Source organism: Idiomarina fontislapidosi (genome assembly GCF_003226255.1).
Taxonomy (GTDB): Bacteria; Pseudomonadota; Gammaproteobacteria; order Enterobacterales; family Alteromonadaceae; genus Idiomarina; species Idiomarina fontislapidosi.
Map to the genome: position 1 here is coordinate 65986 of NZ_QJST01000004.1, position 18540 is coordinate 84525.

At 49.1% G+C, this 18540-nt stretch carries 17 protein-coding genes; 5 read left to right on the plus strand and 12 right to left on the minus strand.

All coding sequences use genetic code 11. From position 1 onward, the window contains the following. Positions 1–2 precede the first annotated feature (2 nt). Entirely contained in the window at positions 3–1325 is a 1323-nt protein-coding gene (locus tag DFP83_RS06030; RefSeq protein ID WP_110574117.1) for an NAD(P)/FAD-dependent oxidoreductase, read from the plus strand. 13 nt (positions 1326–1338) lie between these two features. Here the strand turns inward: DFP83_RS06030 and DFP83_RS06035 are convergent, their stop codons facing one another. From DFP83_RS06035 to rplU, 8 genes are all read right to left on the minus strand, one after another. Beyond that, positions 1339–2484 carry an ABC transporter permease gene (locus DFP83_RS06035; protein ID WP_110574118.1) on the minus strand — a complete coding sequence of 382 codons (1146 nt, stop codon included), beginning with the start codon at positions 2482–2484 and terminating at the stop codon, positions 1339–1341. Further along, positions 2484–3218, minus strand: coding sequence for an ABC transporter ATP-binding protein (locus tag DFP83_RS06040; protein WP_110574119.1), 735 nt, complete (start codon positions 3216–3218; stop codon positions 2484–2486). Before DFP83_RS06040 ends, DFP83_RS06035 begins: the two co-directional genes overlap by 1 nt. A gap of 1 nt (position 3219) precedes the next feature. Further along, entirely contained in the window at positions 3220–4722 is a 1503-nt protein-coding gene (locus DFP83_RS06045; RefSeq protein WP_241971599.1) for an alpha/beta hydrolase, read from the minus strand. 143 nt (positions 4723–4865) lie between these two features. After that, positions 4866–5243 (minus strand): DUF3718 domain-containing protein, encoded by a 378-nt coding sequence (locus DFP83_RS06050; protein ID WP_110574120.1) that lies wholly within the window; start codon positions 5241–5243, stop codon positions 4866–4868. Between the two features lie 113 nt (positions 5244–5356). Beyond that, on the minus strand, positions 5357–5857 hold the full coding sequence (folA, locus tag DFP83_RS06055) for a type 3 dihydrofolate reductase (protein WP_110574121.1): 501 nt from the start codon (positions 5855–5857) through the stop codon (positions 5357–5359). 17 nt (positions 5858–5874) lie between these two features. After that, positions 5875–7041, minus strand: coding sequence for an Obg family GTPase CgtA (gene cgtA / locus DFP83_RS06060; RefSeq protein ID WP_110574122.1), 1167 nt, complete (start codon positions 7039–7041; stop codon positions 5875–5877). 104 nt (positions 7042–7145) lie between these two features. Next, positions 7146–7403 (minus strand): 50S ribosomal protein L27, encoded by a 258-nt coding sequence (gene rpmA, locus DFP83_RS06065; RefSeq protein ID WP_006956701.1) that lies wholly within the window; start codon positions 7401–7403, stop codon positions 7146–7148. An 18-nt stretch (positions 7404–7421) separates the two neighbouring features. Further along, the gene (gene rplU / locus DFP83_RS06070) at positions 7422–7733 is read right to left on the minus strand and encodes a 50S ribosomal protein L21 (RefSeq protein WP_110574123.1); all 312 of its coding nucleotides are present in this window, start codon (positions 7731–7733) and stop codon (positions 7422–7424) included. 216 nt (positions 7734–7949) lie between these two features. Between rplU and ispB the strand changes: the two genes are divergently transcribed. Continuing rightward, positions 7950–8921 carry an octaprenyl diphosphate synthase gene (gene ispB / locus DFP83_RS06075; protein WP_110574247.1) on the plus strand — a complete coding sequence of 324 codons (972 nt, stop codon included), beginning with the start codon at positions 7950–7952 and terminating at the stop codon, positions 8919–8921. 78 nt (positions 8922–8999) lie between these two features. Here the strand turns inward: ispB and mdh are convergent, their stop codons facing one another. Continuing rightward, complete coding sequence (gene mdh, locus DFP83_RS06080) at positions 9000–9932, minus strand: malate dehydrogenase (protein ID WP_110574124.1); 933 nt, start codon at positions 9930–9932, stop codon at positions 9000–9002. A 122-nt stretch (positions 9933–10054) separates the two neighbouring features. On the opposite strand from mdh, the gene argR reads away from it, so the two are divergent. Continuing rightward, positions 10055–10534: a transcriptional regulator ArgR gene (gene argR / locus DFP83_RS06085; protein ID WP_110574125.1), complete on the plus strand. Its 480-nt coding sequence runs from the start codon at positions 10055–10057 to the stop codon at positions 10532–10534. Positions 10535–10536: 2 nt separating this feature from the next. Here argR and DFP83_RS06090 read toward each other — a convergent pair whose 3' ends face one another. Further along, positions 10537–11469, minus strand: coding sequence for a Dyp-type peroxidase (locus DFP83_RS06090; RefSeq protein WP_110574126.1), 933 nt, complete (start codon positions 11467–11469; stop codon positions 10537–10539). Positions 11470–11576: 107 nt separating this feature from the next. On the opposite strand from DFP83_RS06090, the gene DFP83_RS06095 reads away from it, so the two are divergent. Next, entirely contained in the window at positions 11577–13334 is a 1758-nt protein-coding gene (locus DFP83_RS06095; RefSeq protein WP_110574127.1) for a DUF885 domain-containing protein, read from the plus strand. Positions 13335–13406: 72 nt separating this feature from the next. Here the strand turns inward: DFP83_RS06095 and DFP83_RS06100 are convergent, their stop codons facing one another. Continuing rightward, entirely contained in the window at positions 13407–16466 is a 3060-nt protein-coding gene (locus DFP83_RS06100; protein ID WP_110574128.1) for an efflux RND transporter permease subunit, read from the minus strand. Next, on the minus strand, positions 16466–17539 hold the full coding sequence (locus DFP83_RS06105; RefSeq protein ID WP_110574129.1) for an efflux RND transporter periplasmic adaptor subunit: 1074 nt from the start codon (positions 17537–17539) through the stop codon (positions 16466–16468). Before DFP83_RS06105 ends, DFP83_RS06100 begins: the two co-directional genes overlap by 1 nt. A 113-nt stretch (positions 17540–17652) precedes the next feature. Between DFP83_RS06105 and DFP83_RS06110 the strand changes: the two genes are divergently transcribed. Next, positions 17653–18537, plus strand: a complete 885-nt coding sequence (locus DFP83_RS06110; protein ID WP_110574130.1) for a LysR family transcriptional regulator — start codon at positions 17653–17655, stop codon at positions 18535–18537. Positions 18538–18540 lie beyond the last annotated feature (3 nt).

Below are 18540 nucleotides of genomic sequence, written 5' to 3' on the forward strand. Positions count from 1 at the left end.
CCATGTACGATCCATTGAATGACTCAACACTCCCGGCAAAGGCTTCCCGCGTTGGCTATTGGACGAGTCATTCGGTGGAATGGCCTACACCTGCAGAGCAGCTTCCTAAGAAAACCGATGTGTTGGTCATCGGTGGCGGTTATACAGGCTTAAACGCGGCAATTGAGTCTCGCGAGCAAGGCCGTGCTGTTACGGTCATTGATGCGGAGTCATTGGCTTGGGGTTGCTCGACCCGTAACGCAGGCTTTGTAATGAAGAGTACCGGCCGGCTCGGTTTGAAACATTGGTATGACACCCTAGGCCCACAAGGCGCAAAAGCCATGGCCGCGGAACATCAAGCGGCGCTAGAGCGCATTCGTACACAGGTTCAACACTGCCCTGACCAATGCGATGCACGTGATGGTGGTTACATTAAGTTAGCGCACAATCCGGGTGCTGTGAAAGCACTCAAGGAGCAATACGATTTCCTGCGCTCCATCGAGCAACCGGTCAGCTGGTTAACCCAGCGGGACGTTGCTGATAAACTGAATACCGCGCATGGATTTGCTGGTCTAAAGTTTGACGATTGTTTTGCCATTAACCCGATAAAGCTTGCCGCTAGCGTTGCCCGACAAGCTCAGAAAGCGGGTGCGACACTGGTAGAACAGTGTACTGCGACGGCGATGACGCAAGTTGATGGCGGTTGGCAGGTGCAAACCAGTCAGGGTGTGATTGTGGCGCACAGCGTGCTGTTTGCAACCAATGCTTACACGACACAACGGCTTTTTCCGAAGCTTGCGCGTCGTAATCTTCCTGTGGTTTCAAGCATCATCGTGACACCACCGCTCACCCAAGCGCAGCTTGATGCGACCCGGCTTTCGGACCATTACGCCTACATGGACACGCGGGTGCTCAAATACTACTTTAGATTATTGCCCGATAACCGATTGTTGTTTGGCGGCCGCGGTGCCATACGCGGTGCCGATGCGGACGATCCCCGCTACGCGAAACGGTTGCTTGCGGCCCTTCATGCGAGCTTTCCTGCATTACAGGGTATCTCGCAGTGGGAGCACTTTTGGAGTGGATGGGTCAGCGTATCATTGGATGATTATCCACGTGTGATGAGCTTGGATAAAAACGTTTACGCCAGTATGGGCTACTGCGGTGCCGGCGTTAGTTTCAGCTCCCTAGCAGGTAAACGTCTAGCTGAAAAAGCCTGCAACATTGCACTGCCTGACCTGCCCTACTATCAGTCCGAGCTTAAGCCATTCCCGTTCGCAGGGTTCCGACGGCTTGGCCAGTGGGCGTTTTATCACTATGGCCGCATGAAAGATAAGTGGGGCTAGCGCCCCACAGCTATTAAAGCCCGAATACGGTTTTTTCGCTTTTTAGCATACGACCTATCAAGTACGTCAACAATACCGCAGACACCAGTGTCAGCAGCGCGCTAATACCTGTTCCGAACCAATTAACCGCCTCACCACGTATCAATGATAAAAAGGTCTGATGCTGACCTGTTAACGGTAAATAATACAATAACGGTGTTTTGAGCCGCGCAAACTCGACCCCAAATGATGCCGCCATAGGGATAATCAAGAGAAAGCTGATGTAAGTTTGCGCCTCTTTGAAGTTCTTTGCTCTGAACGAAACGAATAATTGCAAGCTAGTTGCTAGCAAGGCTAGAGGCACGAGCGCCAAAAACATCGTCAATAACATCAATGGATTAAAGTCCACACTCATGCCAATTTGATGCAGGGGCACGAAACTAAATATCACTGGAATCAGCACCAATGACAACACCGCTCCGAATAGAGCAAAACATGACGCGGCAAGCACTTTGCCGATCACAATCGCTTGGGAACTGACTGGCTGAGATAAAAGAAACTCTAATGAGTTACGCTCGCGTTCGCCGGCACTGATGTCAATGGCGACATTCATGCCAGACCAAAATACGGAGAGCAAAATAAAGACCAACACACTCCCCATGATGATCGCCGCTTTCGACCCACGTGTTGCCATATCTTGCTTAGCGATCTGAACCGGTTGCACGACACGCGGATCGATACCTCGTAAAATCAAACGGTAATTCGCTATTTGCGCAGAGTATGCTTGTAACGCTTGCTCGACACGTTTCACGTCCGTTTGTTGTTTTTGTGCAGACCAGTCTGCACTCAGGATGACCGTAACAGGCGTCGCTGATGCGATACTGTCTGCCCAGTTCTTTGGAATGGTGAGCTCAATGGGTGTTACTTCGGCAGGCCACTCGCTTTCACGTTCGACAATACCGTTTTCACGCAGGTGCTCAACAAGTTCAGGCGCATAATCTTTGCCCTCAATGCTAATCTCAACATCGCTGGGATCGGTCAACTGACTGATCAAAAAGAAAAACGCCACAGCCATCAGCATCGGACCAAAAAATGCGTACGACATGGCAGCCAGCACCGAGCGTTTGTCGCGCAGCGCATCTTTAAACTCTTTCTTCCAAATCGTTTTGTAAGCACTCATTAGGCGGCAATCCCCTCATCACTACCAATAATTTTGACGAAGGCATCTTCGAGTGCTGCCTCTCCGGTTAACTGGCACAACTCATCGGGCGTCCCTTCTGCCGCCACTTTACCGCTCGCCATCACTACAACTCGGTCACAGAGCGCGGCAACCTCTTGCATAACATGGCTCGAGAACAGAATACAGGTCCCTGCGGCACGTTGCTCTCGGAGAATGTCGCGAAGAATACGTGTGCTCATGACATCGAGACCGCGGCTGGGTTCATCGAGGATTAAATGTTTTGGGTTGTGCACGAGCGCTTGGGCTAATGCAACTTTCATTCGCTGCCCTTGCGAGAAACCCGCCGATTTACGATCAGCGAGCGTTACGATATCGAGTCGCTGAATGACAGACTCGACATTTTTTTCCAGGGTCTCACCTTTTAAGCCATGTAATTCGCCAAAATAACGCACTTGCTCACGCACCGTTAAGCGCTCATACAAACCAAACTTATCAGGAAAAATTCCTAAGTTACTCCGTGCTTTAAGCGGATACTGATTGGCATCAACTTTTTCTATAAGTGCCTCTCCCGAATCGGCGCGAAGTAATCCATAGATAATGCGCAAGCAGGTCGTCTTGCCCGCTCCGTTGGGACCTAACAAACCGGTAATTTGGCCGTCGTGGGCAGCAAATGTCAGATTACTTAACGCGTTAACTGCTTTGAATGACTTACTTATCGAGTTAACTTCTATCATGTTAAAGGCCCTCTCCATTGGCATTGAGCACAAAGGGTGCTAGCTTCCGTTGCTTTACGCATTGAGTATCTAACGCTTTAACACTGCCACTGCGAACGAACTGGGCGACGATTTTATTGGCGCAGGTGTGCCCTGCTATTGTATGACCTGCGTAAGGCGCGATGACATGTAGACTATTAGGCAGCGTGCGGGCTGCAATATCGGCCCAACGAGGCGGTGTCACGGGATCTTGTGTTCCTGATAGCAGGAGGATTGGCTTTTCGCTCGTTACGGGTTCAGCGAAATCAGCAGGTGCAGGGGTGGTTTGCCAACCTTTGCATAAATCAACAAAAGCCTGCGCTGTTTTGCCGCCAATGAACTCATTATTTGCGTCTTGCTGCAGCAGGCTCTCTGTCGCACGAGGCAAATCTTCTCGACAGACCACGGACAGCATGAGACCTAAATAAATGGAGTTTTGCACCGCAGTGGTTGTGCCGCCCATTAAGCCCAAAATCGGTTTGTAGTTCGACGTCTTTGCCTCACTGATAGCATAAGGCAACAACTGTCGCGTTGCTGGGTTGTATAGCGCCAAACGCACTACCGAACTGAACCGACCGGGAGTGAGGCGAATCTTAATCGGCTCGGCTGATAACGGATCTTCAGTATCAAGCAGAACGCTCTCCTGGGCGAGCGATTCCATCACTTGATTATATTGTTGCTTGAGATTGGGAAACCGCTGAACACAGGGTTTCTGCTGCTGACAGTCTTGTAGCATGTTATCGAATGCAAGGCTGCCATTAAAGCCAAACGGGCCGATCACTACTTGTGGTGGTGCCACTGCATCAAGCGTTGCTGTACGTACTGCCTCGGGCGCTTGCTGCAAATATTTAAGTCCAACTCGACTGCCATATGAACCGCCATACAGATTCCATTGAGCAATATTCAGCGTTTCTCGCACACGTTCAAAGTCACGAATCGCATTCGGCGTATTGTATTGGGTGACATCAACATCCGGATATTGCGCAAGGCACTCTGCAGCCACTTCATCGAGCGCCTGTTCGTCATCGGAACGCACCAACTCATCCGGTCGGTTTACGTCACAGGACAGCGGATTACTTTTGCCGGTTCCACGTTGGTCAATCAGGACAATATCGCGTTGCTTTCTTACATCGGCAAAAATACGCGCAATCATGGGCGTTAATTCGGTGGCGGCTTGACCCGGTCCGCCTGCTAAGATTAATAGCGGGTCAGGTTGTGAATTTTCTTGGATAGAAGGGATAACCGCATAATGAATTTCGATCTGCTTAGCTTCGGGCTGCTCATAGTTTTCAGGCACCGTGACGAAACCACAGTTTAAACGCTCTGAAAACCCTTTCACAAAACAACCTGGATCTGTATCTAATTGTTTTTCATCTGTTTCTGCCACTGCCGTCTCAGATAATAAGCTCAACACAGTGGTAATTAAAAACAGAGCAAAACGCGAGCTGGTGCGCATAGCCAATCGAGTTTCATTACCTAAATTCATGAAAATGTCCCAGAAATACCGAAGACTTATTATTTTCGTTGCTTAGTCCGCTTTAAGCAATACTAGAATCGAAACAAATTGTTAACACCCATTAAAAAAGCCTCCATCGTGGAGGCTTTTTGCGGTTTCTTTAAAAGCGTGGCTTATAAACCAGCGCGTTCTTTAATAGCCGCTGCGATGGGTGAGCCAGAATGACCATTCTGTTGAGCCCACTGGTAATCACCTGAGCTTGATAAGTCATCGACTGAAAGACGACCGACCATGAACGTACCGATATCATTTGAGCCGTTCGACATTGCAAACTGTAGTAGCGACTGACCATTACACTGAATGCCCGAATATATATCACGGATACGCACACGAGAATCGCGTAACTTTTTGCGCAAACGCATAGTGTCATCGCCCTGAACGTATGTACATAGACTTAACGCTAGCTCGTTCTGCGCGTTTGCTGGCTGACTGAATGATACGCCTGCAACGGCCGTCGCTGCGATCAAAGAACCTAAAAGAAATGATTTCATTGTGTGACCCCCATCACTTACAACTGTTCAATTTTTCGCCGCAATAATACTATGAAATTAACACCCGTTCAATCACGCATGTTAGTGTAATCCATTGATTGCTCAACACTTTATTAACTTTTTCGGTCGAGAATGCGGGTAGTATAAGCTGGAGTTTGAGCATTATCTGCGGCAACATGTTGCCGCGTAACTTCATGCCAGTCATGACTTTTTCGGTAGTCGGGGAAGTATGTATCACCCTCAACATCCAGTTCGATATCGGTAACATATAGCCGATGACAAAATGGGAAAAAAAGTTGATAAATTTTTCCACCGCCAATGACCATGAGCTCATCGACATCACCCGCAGCGTCGATAGCAGCACTTACACTACTGACCCACACAACCCCGTCATCGGGGCTTTTATGCTGATTAGGATCGGTCGAAAGTACAATATTTTGACGTCCGGGTAGAGGGCGACCTAATGACTCAAAGGTTCTTCGTCCCATAACAATTGGTTTACCCAATGTAATTTTTTTGAAATATTTCAATTCGCTTGGAATATGCCAAGGCATCGTGTTGTCTCTTCCTATCACACGATTCTTTGCCATGGCTGCCACCAATGAAATTTTCATCTGATCGCCCTTGTATTCTATTTTTGATAGATTACTTCAACGCCGTGTTCGTCGTCATCATCATCGTCGAAGTCATCGTCATCTTGATATTCTTCCATCACTTCGTCATGGTAGGTATCCCATTTGAAGTCGACAGTTTCCTCTTCTTGCGCTTTCTGAGCTTCCTCGTGCGGTGAAGGTAGCGTCTCAATGTACTCTACAACATCGTGACACAGCTGCTGTGTATTTCGGCCTTCTAGGGCAGCGATTTGATACACAGGCCCCTCCCAACCCAGTCGTTCAACGATATCGTCAACAAGCTGTTGGCGCTCTTCCTCAAGCACTAAATCAACTTTATTAATGACCAACCAGCGCGGCTTTTCAGCCAATTTAGGACTGTATTTTTCAAGTTCTTCGATGATGATCCGTGCTTGTTCAACAGGATCGCTCTCATCAAACGGCGCCAAGTCGACAAGATGCAACAACAAGCGGCAGCGTTCTAGGTGCTTCAAGAACTGAATACCCAAGCCTGCACCCTCGGCTGCGCCTTCGATAAGTCCTGGAATATCAGCAATAACAAAACTGTGGTGAGCGGCAGGTCTAACAACGCCTAAGTTCGGTACCAAGGTCGTAAATGGATAGTCAGCCACTTTGGGTTTAGCAGCCGATACCGAACGGATAAATGTTGATTTACCCGCATTAGGCATACCCAATAACCCGACATCAGCGAGCAGCATCAGTTCTAATTGTAACTGCCTTACTTCGCCCGGGGTGCCATCGGTCTTTTGTCTTGGAGCTCGGTTTACGCTACTTTTGAAGCGTGTATTACCTAAACCGTGAAAACCGCCCTTAGCAACCAAAAGTCGTTGTCCGTGACGTGTCAAATCACCAATAACCTCACCGGTGTCGATGTCAGTCGCGCGTGTACCTGGCGGCACTTTCAAAGTAATATCTTCACCGCGTTTACCGGTACAGTTTTTACTCATACCATTCTGACCGCGCTCAGCGCGATGAAAGCGCTCAAAGCGATAGTCGATCAGTGTGTTAAGGTTCTCGTCGGCCTCTAAATAGACATCGCCGCCATCACCGCCGTCCCCACCATCGGGGCCGCCTTTAGGAATATATTTTTCACGGCGAAAGCTAACGCAGCCATTACCACCATCACCGGCTTCCACACGGATTTCTACTTCATCTACGAATTTCATGAGCGACTTCTTTTAGAACAATTCTTGAGGATACTAAGGTTAGCACATATGAAAAAGCCCTGCCGTAAAGGCAGGGCTTTTCAAATCTTTTTGGACAGCTGAAATTAGTCAGTGATTACACTGATAAATTTACGGTTTTTGCTGCCTTTAGTTTCGAAAGAAACTTTACCTTCCGCGGTCGCGAATAAGGTGTGATCTTTACCCATGCCTACGTTGCTACCAGCGTGGAATTTAGTACCACGTTGACGAACTAGGATGTTGCCTGCTAAAACAGACTCACCACCGAAACGCTTAACACCCAGACGTTTACTCTCTGAGTCACGACCGTTTTTAGTAGAACCACCAGCCTTTTTGTGTGCCATGTGTCGTTACTCCTTAAATTAGCTGTTGATACCAGTGATTTTCACTTCTGTGAACCACTGACGGTGACCTTGTTGCTTACGTGAATGCTTACGACGACGGAATTTAACGATCTTCACTTTGTCGCCACGACCGTGATCAACGATCTCAGCAGTCACTTTGCCACCTGATACAAACGGCGCACCGATTTTTACATCGCTGCCGTCAGAAACCATAAGAACCTGGTCGAACTCAACTACGTCTCCGGTAGCTGCTTCCAGTTTTTCCAGGCGGACGATTTGGCCTTCAGTCACACGGTGCTGCTTACCGCCACTTTGGAATACTGCGTACATAGTAATCTCCACTGCCCATTAGGCACTCGAATTTAAAATAGGTCGCGAATTCTACTTAATATGGAAAAGGATCGCAAGTAGTTTCTGGCTTTCTTTATTGTCCTAAGCTGTGCGATTTATCACTTGTTCATCGGTACTGCCAATGGCTAGTAACACGCGCTCATATATTGTAACATCCAATCTCCGTTAAATTTACGTAAAGCATTTCATATTATGATGGATCTGAAGTCCATTAACGATCTCGCACACACAGACATGCAAGGCGTTAACGCGCTCATTGGCGAACAACTGAGTTCCGATGTGGCACTGATTAACCAACTCGGCATGTACATTGTTAATAGTGGCGGCAAGCGTTTACGACCCTTACTTGCTGTTCTCTCGTGTCGCGCGCTGGGCTATCAAGGCCGCGCTCACCTATCGCTTGCAACGATTATAGAATTCATTCACACCGCCACCTTGCTGCACGACGACGTCGTTGACGAATCTGAATTACGGCGCGGGCGCAAAACGGCGAATGCCGTGTTTGGTAACGAGGCGTCGGTACTGGTCGGTGACTTTTTATATACCCGCGCGTTTCAAATGATGGTTCAGCTCGACTCCATGCCGATTTTAAGCATCTTAGCTGACGCAACCAATGTCATCGCAGAGGGCGAAGTCTTGCAGTTAATGAACTGCAATGATCCCGACACCACCGAAGCGCGCTATTTTGATGTTATTTACGGCAAAACCGCCAAGTTGTTTGAAGCAGCCACGCAACTGGCGGGCGTCCTCACTGAACAGGACTCAGCAGTTACCGAACAACTCGCTGACTATGGTCGTTATCTAGGCACCGCGTTTCAGTTAGTGGATGACCTCATGGATTACACCTCTGACAGCGAGACAATGGGTAAGAACGCCGGTGACGATCTTGCTGAAGGTAAACCCACCTTACCTCTGCTATACGCCATGTGGCATGGCGACGCTGCCACGCAAGCACTGATTCGCGAAGCGATAGAGCAAGGCGATGGACGCGAACATTTAGCCGCCGTGCTTGATGCCATGCACACTACAGGTGCACTTGAATATACACGAGAAAAAGCACTTGAAGCGGCGCGCCAGGCCCGCGAAAGCTTGAATGCGCTACCAGAATCTGAGTACAAACAGGCATTGATCGCGCTGACACATCTCGCCGTCGATCGCGTCGCGTAAACGGACAGTTGCCTTTTAACAGGCATAAAAAAACCGCGTCACCTTTACCAGGTGACGCGGTTTTTGTTTGATACTCGCTTATGATGCGAAATCGATACCTTTTTGGATGTCGCCTTTCAAACCTTCAAGCATGTCGTCCATGCACTTCTGTTCGAATGCGCTCAATTCACCATAAGATAAGATTTCTTCTGCACCCTTCTTGCCAAGACGTACAGGCTGCGCGAAGAATTTAGCGTTATCGCCTGGACCTTCAACGTATGTGCACTCGATAGTGTCTTCGCCTTGTAAGCCTTTAACTAGCGACAAGCAGAAACGCGCAGCTGCTTGACCCATCGACAAGGTTGCAGAACCGCCGCCGGCTTTCGCTTCAACGACTTCGGTACCCGCGTTCTGGATACGGTGAGTCAAGTCTTTGATTTCTTGCTCAGTGAACTCAACACCTTCGACTTGAGAAAGCAATGGCAGGATGGTTGTGCCGCTGTGACCGCCAATGACAGGAACGGTAACGTTTGCAGGGTTCAAGCCACGTAGCTCAGCAACAAACGCTTCAGAACGGATAACGTCTAGCGTGGTTACACCGAAAAGTTTCTGTTTGTTGTAAACACCCTTTTGCTTCAATACTTCAGCAGCAATTGGAACAGTCGTGTTCACAGGGTTAGTAATGATGCCTACGCAAGCGTCTGGACAGTTGTCAGCTACGCCTTCGACAAGGTTTTTAACGATGCCTGCGTTCATGTTAAACAGGTCAGAGCGATCCATACCCGGCTTACGTGGAACACCTGCAGGGATTAATACGATATCGCTGCCAACAAGTGCTGACGCTAAATCATCTTTACCGAAACCCGTGACTTTTACGTCGGTTGGGATGTGGCTTAGATCGACGGCTACACCAGGAACTACTGGGGCAACGTCGTATAAAGACAATTCAGAACCCGCTGGTAGTTGAGTTTTTAATAACAAAGATAACGCCTGGCCGATACCACCGGCCGCACCTAATACGGCTACTTTCATCTCAGACTCCGTTTTTATGTTGGATTAGTGACTGCATAAGCATAGAATAGTTATGCGGATATGGCGCAAAACTGTACTCCAATAGGGCTCAAAATACAAATAAACTGATCTAGGCGAAGGGCATGACACAAGCAAAATTACTGGCAGCATTTAAAGCATTATTGAAAGAAGAACGCTACGGTTCACAAGGTGAAATCGTTGACGCACTCAAGCAACAAGGCTTTAGTAATGTCAGTCAATCCAAGGTCTCGCGCATGCTTAGCAAGCACGGTGCAGTGCGAACCCGCAACGCCAAACAAGAGATGGTTTATTGTCTACCCGCTGAAATTTCGGTGCCGTCGGCGAAAGCACCATTAAACCAACTTGTTTTGGATATTCAGCACAATGATGTGATGGTCATCATCCGTACCAGTCCGGGCGCCGCTCAATTGATTGCTCGTTTATTGGATTCAGTCGGTAAAAAAGAAGGTGTGTTGGGCACGATTGCGGGAGACGATACCATTTTTATCGCTCCGTTAAAGGTCTCCGAAATAGACTTTACCTTAGAGAAAGTAAAGTCTCTGTTTGAAGCTCAAGCGGTTGTGCCAGATGGCTCGAACTAAGCTCAAAACGATTGTTGTATCGATGCTTTTAGAAAGCTTCGGCTGGGCACAAAAAATGATGAATTGATGACCGCTTGAGTGTAATCCAATATTGGATCGTATTGATTCTGTTCGTCTTCAAAATAGCGTTGTTTGAGCCAGTTAATTACGGCTTTAGGCTGACAGCTGAAGTACATGGCCAACGTGCCTTGCTCGCGGGTATCGCCCCACGCCATATTCTGCCGCAAAAGCGGTATCGGTTGCTCGTTCTTATCTAGCAAGCGCGCCTTACTGGCATGCGTAACGCCGACAATATCCGCTTCGGGTAATTTTTCTGCAGTGACTTTGTCACGCCCAATGATTTGCTCTTGCCGCTGTGAACCTAAATAATCCCAGCGTTTTAGATCATGCTTAAACTTTTGCACGAACAGGTAGCTACCCTGCTCAAACTGGCTACTTTGTTGCTTTTCAATAAGGGCAACGCTGCGACGCCGAGCGCCTCGCGGGTTATCTGGTGCGTCAACAAAGCCCATGAGGTCACGGCCATCTAGATAACGAAAGCTATGCACATTTTCCGCGATCTCAATATCATAACCGAGCCATTCATTAAGTGTGCGAGCGGCCAAATAATTTGCATCATACCGGTCGGAACGAATAGTTATGAGTAAGTCGTACACTTGTTCTGGGGCATTGCGATGGCCCGCTCTTAGTTCCGGAAACCCGTTGAACCCCTCGGGTCGCTGCTCAGGATATAAAATATCCCAATATTCGCTACCAATCGCAATAAAACCGTTAAGCATCGCTTCTGAAAAGCGGTCACTGAGCTCATCAATAATCGATGGAATACGAGCAATTTTGCGACGCATGACATCTATATCATCGGTCATGACATGGCAAAACAGTGTCAGCCCATGTAGATTAGGCTCGTCACAAATTCCGGATTGCGCTTTTAACAAAGTGTATCTCCGTTCCAGTTAAACGTTGTTTTAGTTATTTTTACATTCATCGGAACTGCAGGCATTATAGAATGCCTGTAAATTACACAGAATCGCAAGGAAAAATCATGCGTCAATTGATTTTAGCCGCCAGCATCGTGTCGCTGGTATCGTGTGCAACTCAACCGCATACGCCGTCTAATGCTGAAACAAACCAAATGAGTCAGCAAACATCGGTAACCGAATCGTTTCATTCGCTCGCCAGTACTATTTGGGATGACCTATCGGCAAGCCACAAAACCGCCCTACCCGATATGTCACCCGCAGCGCTACAAGCGCGCTATGACAAACACGCAAACTGGTTAGAGCAACTTAACGCGATTAACGTGAACCAACTGAGCACGCAAGATCGCATTAATCACGCTATGATCACATACTCGCTCAAGAATAGCGTAGACGAATATCGCTTTAATGCACACTATATGCCGTTGACCGCAGAAGGTTCATTTCATTCATCATTAGCCTTTATGCCGGGCTACACGCGCTTTGAATCGGTACAAGACTACCGCGACTACATCAGTAAGCTGGGTACCGTTGAGCGTTACATGGCACAGCAAACTGACTGGCTGCGTAAAGCAATCGACGAGGGTTATACACAACCTAAAGCGGCGATGGCAGGCTTTGAGGAGAGTATCCTAGCTTATATCGTGCAAAACCCTGAGCAAAGCGTCTATTTTGACCCGTTCAAACAGCAACCTCGTTTTGTTGACGATGCTACGTGGAACGAATTGCAGGAACAAGCACGCGCCGTGATCGATAACCAGATCATGCCGGCGTACGATGACTACTTTACCTTCATGGTCACCGAGTATTTGCCGAGCTCACGTGATTCTATTGGTGCCTACGACTTACCTAACGGGAAAGCGTTTTATAAAAACCGCATTGAGCACTACACCACGACCGATATGACTGCCGAAGAGATTCATGAAATTGGTCTGGCTGAAGTCGAGCGCATTCGTGCCGAGATGGATGACGTCATTGCAGAATCTGGCTTTGACGGCGACTTTGACGAGTTCGTTGAGTTCTTGCGTACCGATGACCAGTTTTATGCGGATACCCCGGAAGAGCTACTCGAAACCGCCGCATTGGTCGCCAAACAAATGGATGGCAAACTACCCGGCTTATTTAAGACGTTACCTCGCAAGCCCTATGGTATCGCACCTGTACCCGAGGAGATCGCGCCGAAATACACAACAGGCCGTTACAAAGGCTCAAACCGCGCGGATCAAGCAGGCTATTACTGGGTGAATACATACGCTTTGGATCGCCGTCCACTCTATCAGATTCCTGCACTAACGCTGCACGAAGCGGTTCCTGGGCACCATTTACAAAATGCGATTGCGGGCGAGATGGAGAATGTGCCTGAGTACCGCCAACAAACCTATATTTCAGCATTTGGTGAAGGCTGGGGTCTATACGCGGAGTACTTGGGCTTAGAAGCTGGGTTCTACCAAGACCCCTACAGCAACTTCGGCCGCTTAAGTTATGAAATGTGGCGTGCAGCACGCTTAGTTGTCGATACCGGTATGCATGCGATGGGCTGGAGCCGCGAGCGGGCTATCGATTTTATGGCAAGCAACACGGCGCTTTCGTTGCATAACGTAAAAACCGAAATTGATCGGTATATCACGTGGCCAGCGCAAGCCTTGTCGTACAAGCTTGGTGAGTTGAAGATTAAAGCGCTTCGTGAACAAGCAGAAAACGAACTCGGCAGTGACTTTGACCTGCGTGAATTCCACGACGCGATCTTAGAGAACGGCAGCGTGCCGTTGGATGTGTTAGAGCAACATATTAAGCAATGGATCGCAGCGCAAAAATCGGCTTAACGGCGACAGTCGAAGCATAACTAAAAAGGCTTGCCAACGCGGCAAGCCTTTTTTATAGCATCTAATCATTGACTATGACGACTGAGGTGTTTTAACCCGCTGTACGATGGCATACATGACGGGAACAACAAACAAGGTCAGTACCGTAGCAAAGCCTAAACCAAACATGATTACTGTTGCCATACTGGCGAAGAAGTCATCCAGCAATAGCGGCAACATTCCCAAAATTGTTGTTGCAGCGGCCATAAATACTGGTCGAACACGGCTCACCGAGGCATCGACCAAGGCTTGATAGACCGGTTTGCCCTCTTCCAGCTCGACATTCACTTGCTCTAACAACACCACACCGTTTTTAATCAGCATGCCCGAAAGACTCAAAAAGCCCAGTAAGGCCATAAATCCAAATGGCATGTTGAGCACCAATAAGCCCAAGGTCACACCGACGATGGACAAGGGGACCGTGGTCCACAACACGGTTGCTAAACGAATGGAGTTAAACAACAGCACGGTAATAACAAACATCGCAAGGAAGCCAAGCGGAAGCGAACCAAACAACGCCTTTTGTGCTTTGCTCGATGCTTCATGCTCACCACCCCACTCGATCGAGTAGCCTAGCGGCAGTTCCATTTGTTCGATTGCTGGTTTCACCCGCGCAAATACAGCGGCCGCTGTTTCATTGCCAAGCACATCGTGATCGGCCATTACCGTCAGGGTGCGTTTGCGGTCCCGTCGCATGATTAAGGCGTTCTCCCAAACCACACGAATATCTTGCACCACTTGTCCGAGCGGCAAATAGCGGTCAAGTACGGGACTGTATATTTGCAGTTCACGCCAATTATCTAAATCTACGCGCTCTTGTGCTGGAGCGCGAGAAACGATCGGCAGTAAATCGGTACCATCGCGATAAATACCTACGGTACGCCCCTCAAAGTTTGTTTTAAGTAAATTATCGATATCCTGCTTAGTGATACCTAGACGACGCGCTGCCGCTTCATCAAACTGTGGACGCAGCAACTTCGTCTTTTGCCGCCAATCATGGCGGATATTCATTGCACCAGGGTCCTGCTGCAAAACCGACTCGGCCTTTTGCGCTAAGGTTCTTAGTACCTCTGGATCGGGACCACTGATGCGCGCCTCGATTTTTGCTGGTGTCGCAGGACCAATGTTGACACGTACCAGCTTATCTTCGACTTGAGGGTGGTGCTCGCGGACATATCGACGCGTATCGGCCATCACCTTGAGCATGGTGTCTTTATCCGCGACTCGCACAATCAACTGTGCATAACTCTCGTACGATTTTTCGACTAAGTACGTGAGGGTAAATCGTGGCGCCCCCTGCCCAATAGTGGTTGCCACCGAAGCGACTTCGGGTCGCGCCAGCAAATACTGTTCCGCGCGGCGGGCATCTTGCGCTGTAAAGCGAATATCCGTGCCTTCTGGGTACCACAAATCAACGTAAAACATTGGCGTTGTCGACGGCGGAAAGAATGCCTGTTTCACTTGTTTAAAACCAGCGGCAGAAGTGACCAAGAGGACCAGCATCGCCACCATGGTGATGATGCGATGGTGCAAACACCATGACAGAACACGACGATAGCCTTTGAATACGGGGTGACCGTAGACATCATCCGTCTCAGATGCGGATTTGTCACCCTCTTTGTACATGCGATCGGCTAAAAAGGGTATCAACGTGAGTGCTGTGACCCAACTCAGCAAAAGAGAAATTAATAACACCCAAAATAGACTGCCAGCAAACTCACCCGTAGCATCCGAGGACAACCCTATTGGGGCAAAGGCAATAATGCCAATCACGGTGGCACCTAACAGCGGCCATTGGTTCTGCCGAACCACCTTCACCGCAGCTTTGAGTTTGGTTTGACCGCGCTGCATCCCGACGATCATGCCGTCGGCGATGACGATCGCGTTATCCACCAACATGCCAAGCGCGATGATTAAAGCCCCCAACGACACCCGTTGTAGGTTGATATCAAAGATGTTCATGAAGATGAATGTGCCCAGCACTGTTAGTAGCAGCACTCCCCCAATCAGCACGCCACTACGAAAGCCCATACTGAGCAACAGCGCGATGATGACGATAACCACCGCCTCGACCAAGTTCATCAAAAAGTTATCGACGGAGTTCTCGACTTCGTGCGGTTGGTCGTAAATACGTTCAACGCTCATACCGACGGGCTGCGCATAACTTAGCTCATCAAGACGTTGATTAATCCGCTTGCCGACGTCGACCACATTGACGTTGTCAGCAAAGGATACACCCAGCCAAATAGACGGTTGCCCATTAAAACGGACGATGTGGCTCGGGATTTCTTTGGTATCACGATAAATCTGTGCAACGTCGCGTAAGTAAATGCGCTGCTGTGCGCCTGGGTTACTGATCACCAAGTTAGCGAGCTCCTCAACGGAGTCAAACTCACCGGTCGTGGCAATCCGAAAACGCTCTTCATCAACCGTCACACGACCTGCGTCGGCGACGGTATTTTGCGTAGTGAGTAAGTTAGCGATACGGTTGGTCGGAATCCCCAGGTTAGAGAGCTGCGCACGAGAGACCTCGACAATGACCTGCTCTTGTTGCTCACCGCTGGCAATGACTTTTCCAACGCCTTCGACCAACACTAATTCGCGACGCAAAAAGTCAGCGTAGTACTCAATATCTTGATAATCATAGCCCTCGCCGGTGATGGCAAGCAGCACGCCATACACATCGGCAAAATCGTCGCGAATGATCGGTTGTTGCGTTCCGGGCGGTAAATCACGCGCGCTGTCATTTATTTTGCGACGTAACTCATCCCAGATCTGCTCAAGATCATCGGCGCGATAAGTGGATTTCATCTCGACCGTGATTTGCGACAAACCCGGCTTTGAAATGGATCGAATGTTATCCACATAGCTGAGCGACTGGATGGCGTTCTCGAGTGGATAAGTGACTTCCTCTTCCACTTGTTGAGCGGATGAGCCGGGATAGGCTGTAATCACCATCGCTTGCTTAATGGTGAACTTTGGATCTTCTAATCGTCCGAGCTGAGTTAAGCTGACAATCCCACCGACCAACAGAATAATAAGCAACAGCCAACTGCTGGTTTTTCGTTCCATACTGTACTGAGCAATATTCATTACAGCCCCCGCTCGCGATGCCATTCACGCACCTTCTGCTGCGGCTGTAATTGAAAAACACCCGCACTGACAATGCGCTCACCTGCCGCTAATCCTTCGGTGACTAATAAGCCATCATTGGTCATGTTGCCCACACTGACACGACGCTTCTCAACCTGCATTTGTTGGTTGACCACCCAGACGTAATGCAAGTTATCTTGTTCATCAAACACCGCCGTCGATGGCACTAATACGCCATCAAGTGTGCTACGCATCACTTGACGCAGATCGACAATCACGGTGGCGGTCATGCCCGGTAGGATATTCAGATCGTCGGGACGTGGCAGGGTAAATACCACCTCATATGTATTGGTCGCCGGATCGGCTTGCGAGTCCCACTCTTTGATATGTCCAACAAAGCGCTTTTGTGGCGAGGCATCGAACACCACGGTTGGCTCGTAATTTAAGTTTTTATTGACCTGCGCAAAAAGGTTCTCGGGTACCTGAATCGAGACATCGACCGCGTTGGCAATTTGCAACGTCGCAATGGGTTGCTTGGCTTGAATGTTCTCGTAGCGCTCCACCGGGCGCTGCGCAATCACGCCGTCAAACGGTGCACGCAGTTCCGTATAACCCAGATTAGCCTTGGTGGTTTCATAGTTTGCGCGCGCAACGGCAAGTTCTGACTCAATTTGATCAAACTGCGCCTCGGACATGAGCCCTTGTTCGACCAGCTTCTTATTACGTTGATACTGTGAAGACGCTAAATCGAACTGTGCCTTTGCCTGCTCCATCGCCAAGCGGTAATCGGTTGGATCAAGACGCGCTATCAGGTTACCCTTTTTTACCTCGGCACCAGAACGCACTGGGAGTTCTGTGATTTCGCCTGCGACACGAAATGTCAGTTGCGCGACCTCAGCGGCTTCAACCACAGCTGGAAACTGGCGTAATTGCTCACCACTGGCGTCTTGCACCGTCACGATCCTTACCGGTCGCGGTGGTTTTTCGGCGCTCGTATTGGTTGGCACAGATTCCGAGCACGCTGTTAGCATGAGCAAAGTACATAACGTGAAGCTGCCAATTATTCGATTCATTTTAGAACTCCCATTGAGCGCAGGTTAATAGGAAAAGCTTTACTTACAGAATAGTTTAGCGCTAACTTAAATTTAGTTATATTGAAAAAACCTTCTAAACAACTTCAATTTTTATGAATATCTTACACCTTAAAATGATGGCGAGCGTGGCCGCCTCTGGATCGTTGCAAAAAAGTGCGCTGCAGCTTCACCGCAGTCAGTCGGCGATTAGCATGGCACTCAAAAAACTCGAACAGGATGCCGGGTTCGCATTGTTTAACCGCGATGGCTACCGCCTGCAACTGACGCCCCACGGACAACAATTTTTGCGTCAAGCCGAGGAAGTATTGCGCCAGCACGAGCGTTTGGACACATTATCGAGTCGTTTACGTACCGGCGCTGAACCTCATTTAACGCTCTGCTTTGATCACACCTGCGACGCGCGTTACTGGTTAGATGCCATAACCTTAGTACAAAGCGAATTTCCTGCCACCGAACTGCGTTTTGAGGGCGAATCACAACTTCGTGCGCTACGGCGCATTAATCAAGCCGAAGCGGATTTGGCGATTTGCCCTTGGCTACCGTTATTTCGCCAGTACGGCGAGTTTGAAACACTGCGAATTAGTCCGTTCCAACTCGTGGTGGTGATGCATCGCCAACTTGCTGACGAGCATGGCGGTATTCCGGATAATCGGCAGCAGTTACTGGGCTTACCGATGCTCGTTCCACAAGTGCTTGAGGTCGGTATTAGTGTCGAGTCAATTCTCAAGCTGCCGAGTCAACGCCGCATTCAAACCAGTGATGTTGCGACCCAGCGCGACCTACTGTTAGCCGGTCTGGGCTGGGGCGTCATTCCACTGCATATGGCAGCGCCTTATTTGGCAAGTGGCGAGTTGGTGCAAATTGAGATTCCAGGCTTTGTTCATCGGGTTAATCTTGAGGTGCACATTATACGTTCGGCAGTGCGCAGTCCCGGTCCTGCCGCCGAAGCGATTTGGCAGGCATTTGCGAACCGATGAGTG

Coding starts and splice junctions, on each gene's coding strand:
- DFP83_RS06030 (WP_110574117.1), top strand. CDS start 3: ATGTACGATCCATTGAATGACTCAACACTCCCGGCAAAGGCTTCCCGC.
- DFP83_RS06035 (WP_110574118.1), bottom strand. CDS start 2,484: ATGAGTGCTTACAAAACGATTTGGAAGAAAGAGTTTAAAGATGCGCTG.
- DFP83_RS06040 (WP_110574119.1), bottom strand. CDS start 3,218: ATGATAGAAGTTAACTCGATAAGTAAGTCATTCAAAGCAGTTAACGCG.
- DFP83_RS06045 (WP_241971599.1), bottom strand. CDS start 4,722: ATGAATTTAGGTAATGAAACTCGATTGGCTATGCGCACCAGCTCGCGT.
- DFP83_RS06050 (WP_110574120.1), bottom strand. CDS start 5,243: ATGAAATCATTTCTTTTAGGTTCTTTGATCGCAGCGACGGCCGTTGCA.
- folA (WP_110574121.1), bottom strand. CDS start 5,857: ATGAAAATTTCATTGGTGGCAGCCATGGCAAAGAATCGTGTGATAGGA.
- cgtA (WP_110574122.1), bottom strand. CDS start 7,041: ATGAAATTCGTAGATGAAGTAGAAATCCGTGTGGAAGCCGGTGATGGT.
- rpmA (WP_006956701.1), bottom strand. CDS start 7,403: ATGGCACACAAAAAGGCTGGTGGTTCTACTAAAAACGGTCGTGACTCA.
- rplU (WP_110574123.1), bottom strand. CDS start 7,733: ATGTACGCAGTATTCCAAAGTGGCGGTAAGCAGCACCGTGTGACTGAA.
- ispB (WP_110574247.1), top strand. CDS start 7,950: ATGGATCTGAAGTCCATTAACGATCTCGCACACACAGACATGCAAGGC.
- mdh (WP_110574124.1), bottom strand. CDS start 9,932: ATGAAAGTAGCCGTATTAGGTGCGGCCGGTGGTATCGGCCAGGCGTTA.
- argR (WP_110574125.1), top strand. CDS start 10,055: ATGACACAAGCAAAATTACTGGCAGCATTTAAAGCATTATTGAAAGAA.
- DFP83_RS06095 (WP_110574127.1), top strand. CDS start 11,577: ATGCGTCAATTGATTTTAGCCGCCAGCATCGTGTCGCTGGTATCGTGT.
- DFP83_RS06100 (WP_110574128.1), bottom strand. CDS start 16,466: ATGAATATTGCTCAGTACAGTATGGAACGAAAAACCAGCAGTTGGCTG.
- DFP83_RS06105 (WP_110574129.1), bottom strand. CDS start 17,539: ATGAATCGAATAATTGGCAGCTTCACGTTATGTACTTTGCTCATGCTA.
- DFP83_RS06110 (WP_110574130.1), top strand. CDS start 17,653: ATGAATATCTTACACCTTAAAATGATGGCGAGCGTGGCCGCCTCTGGA.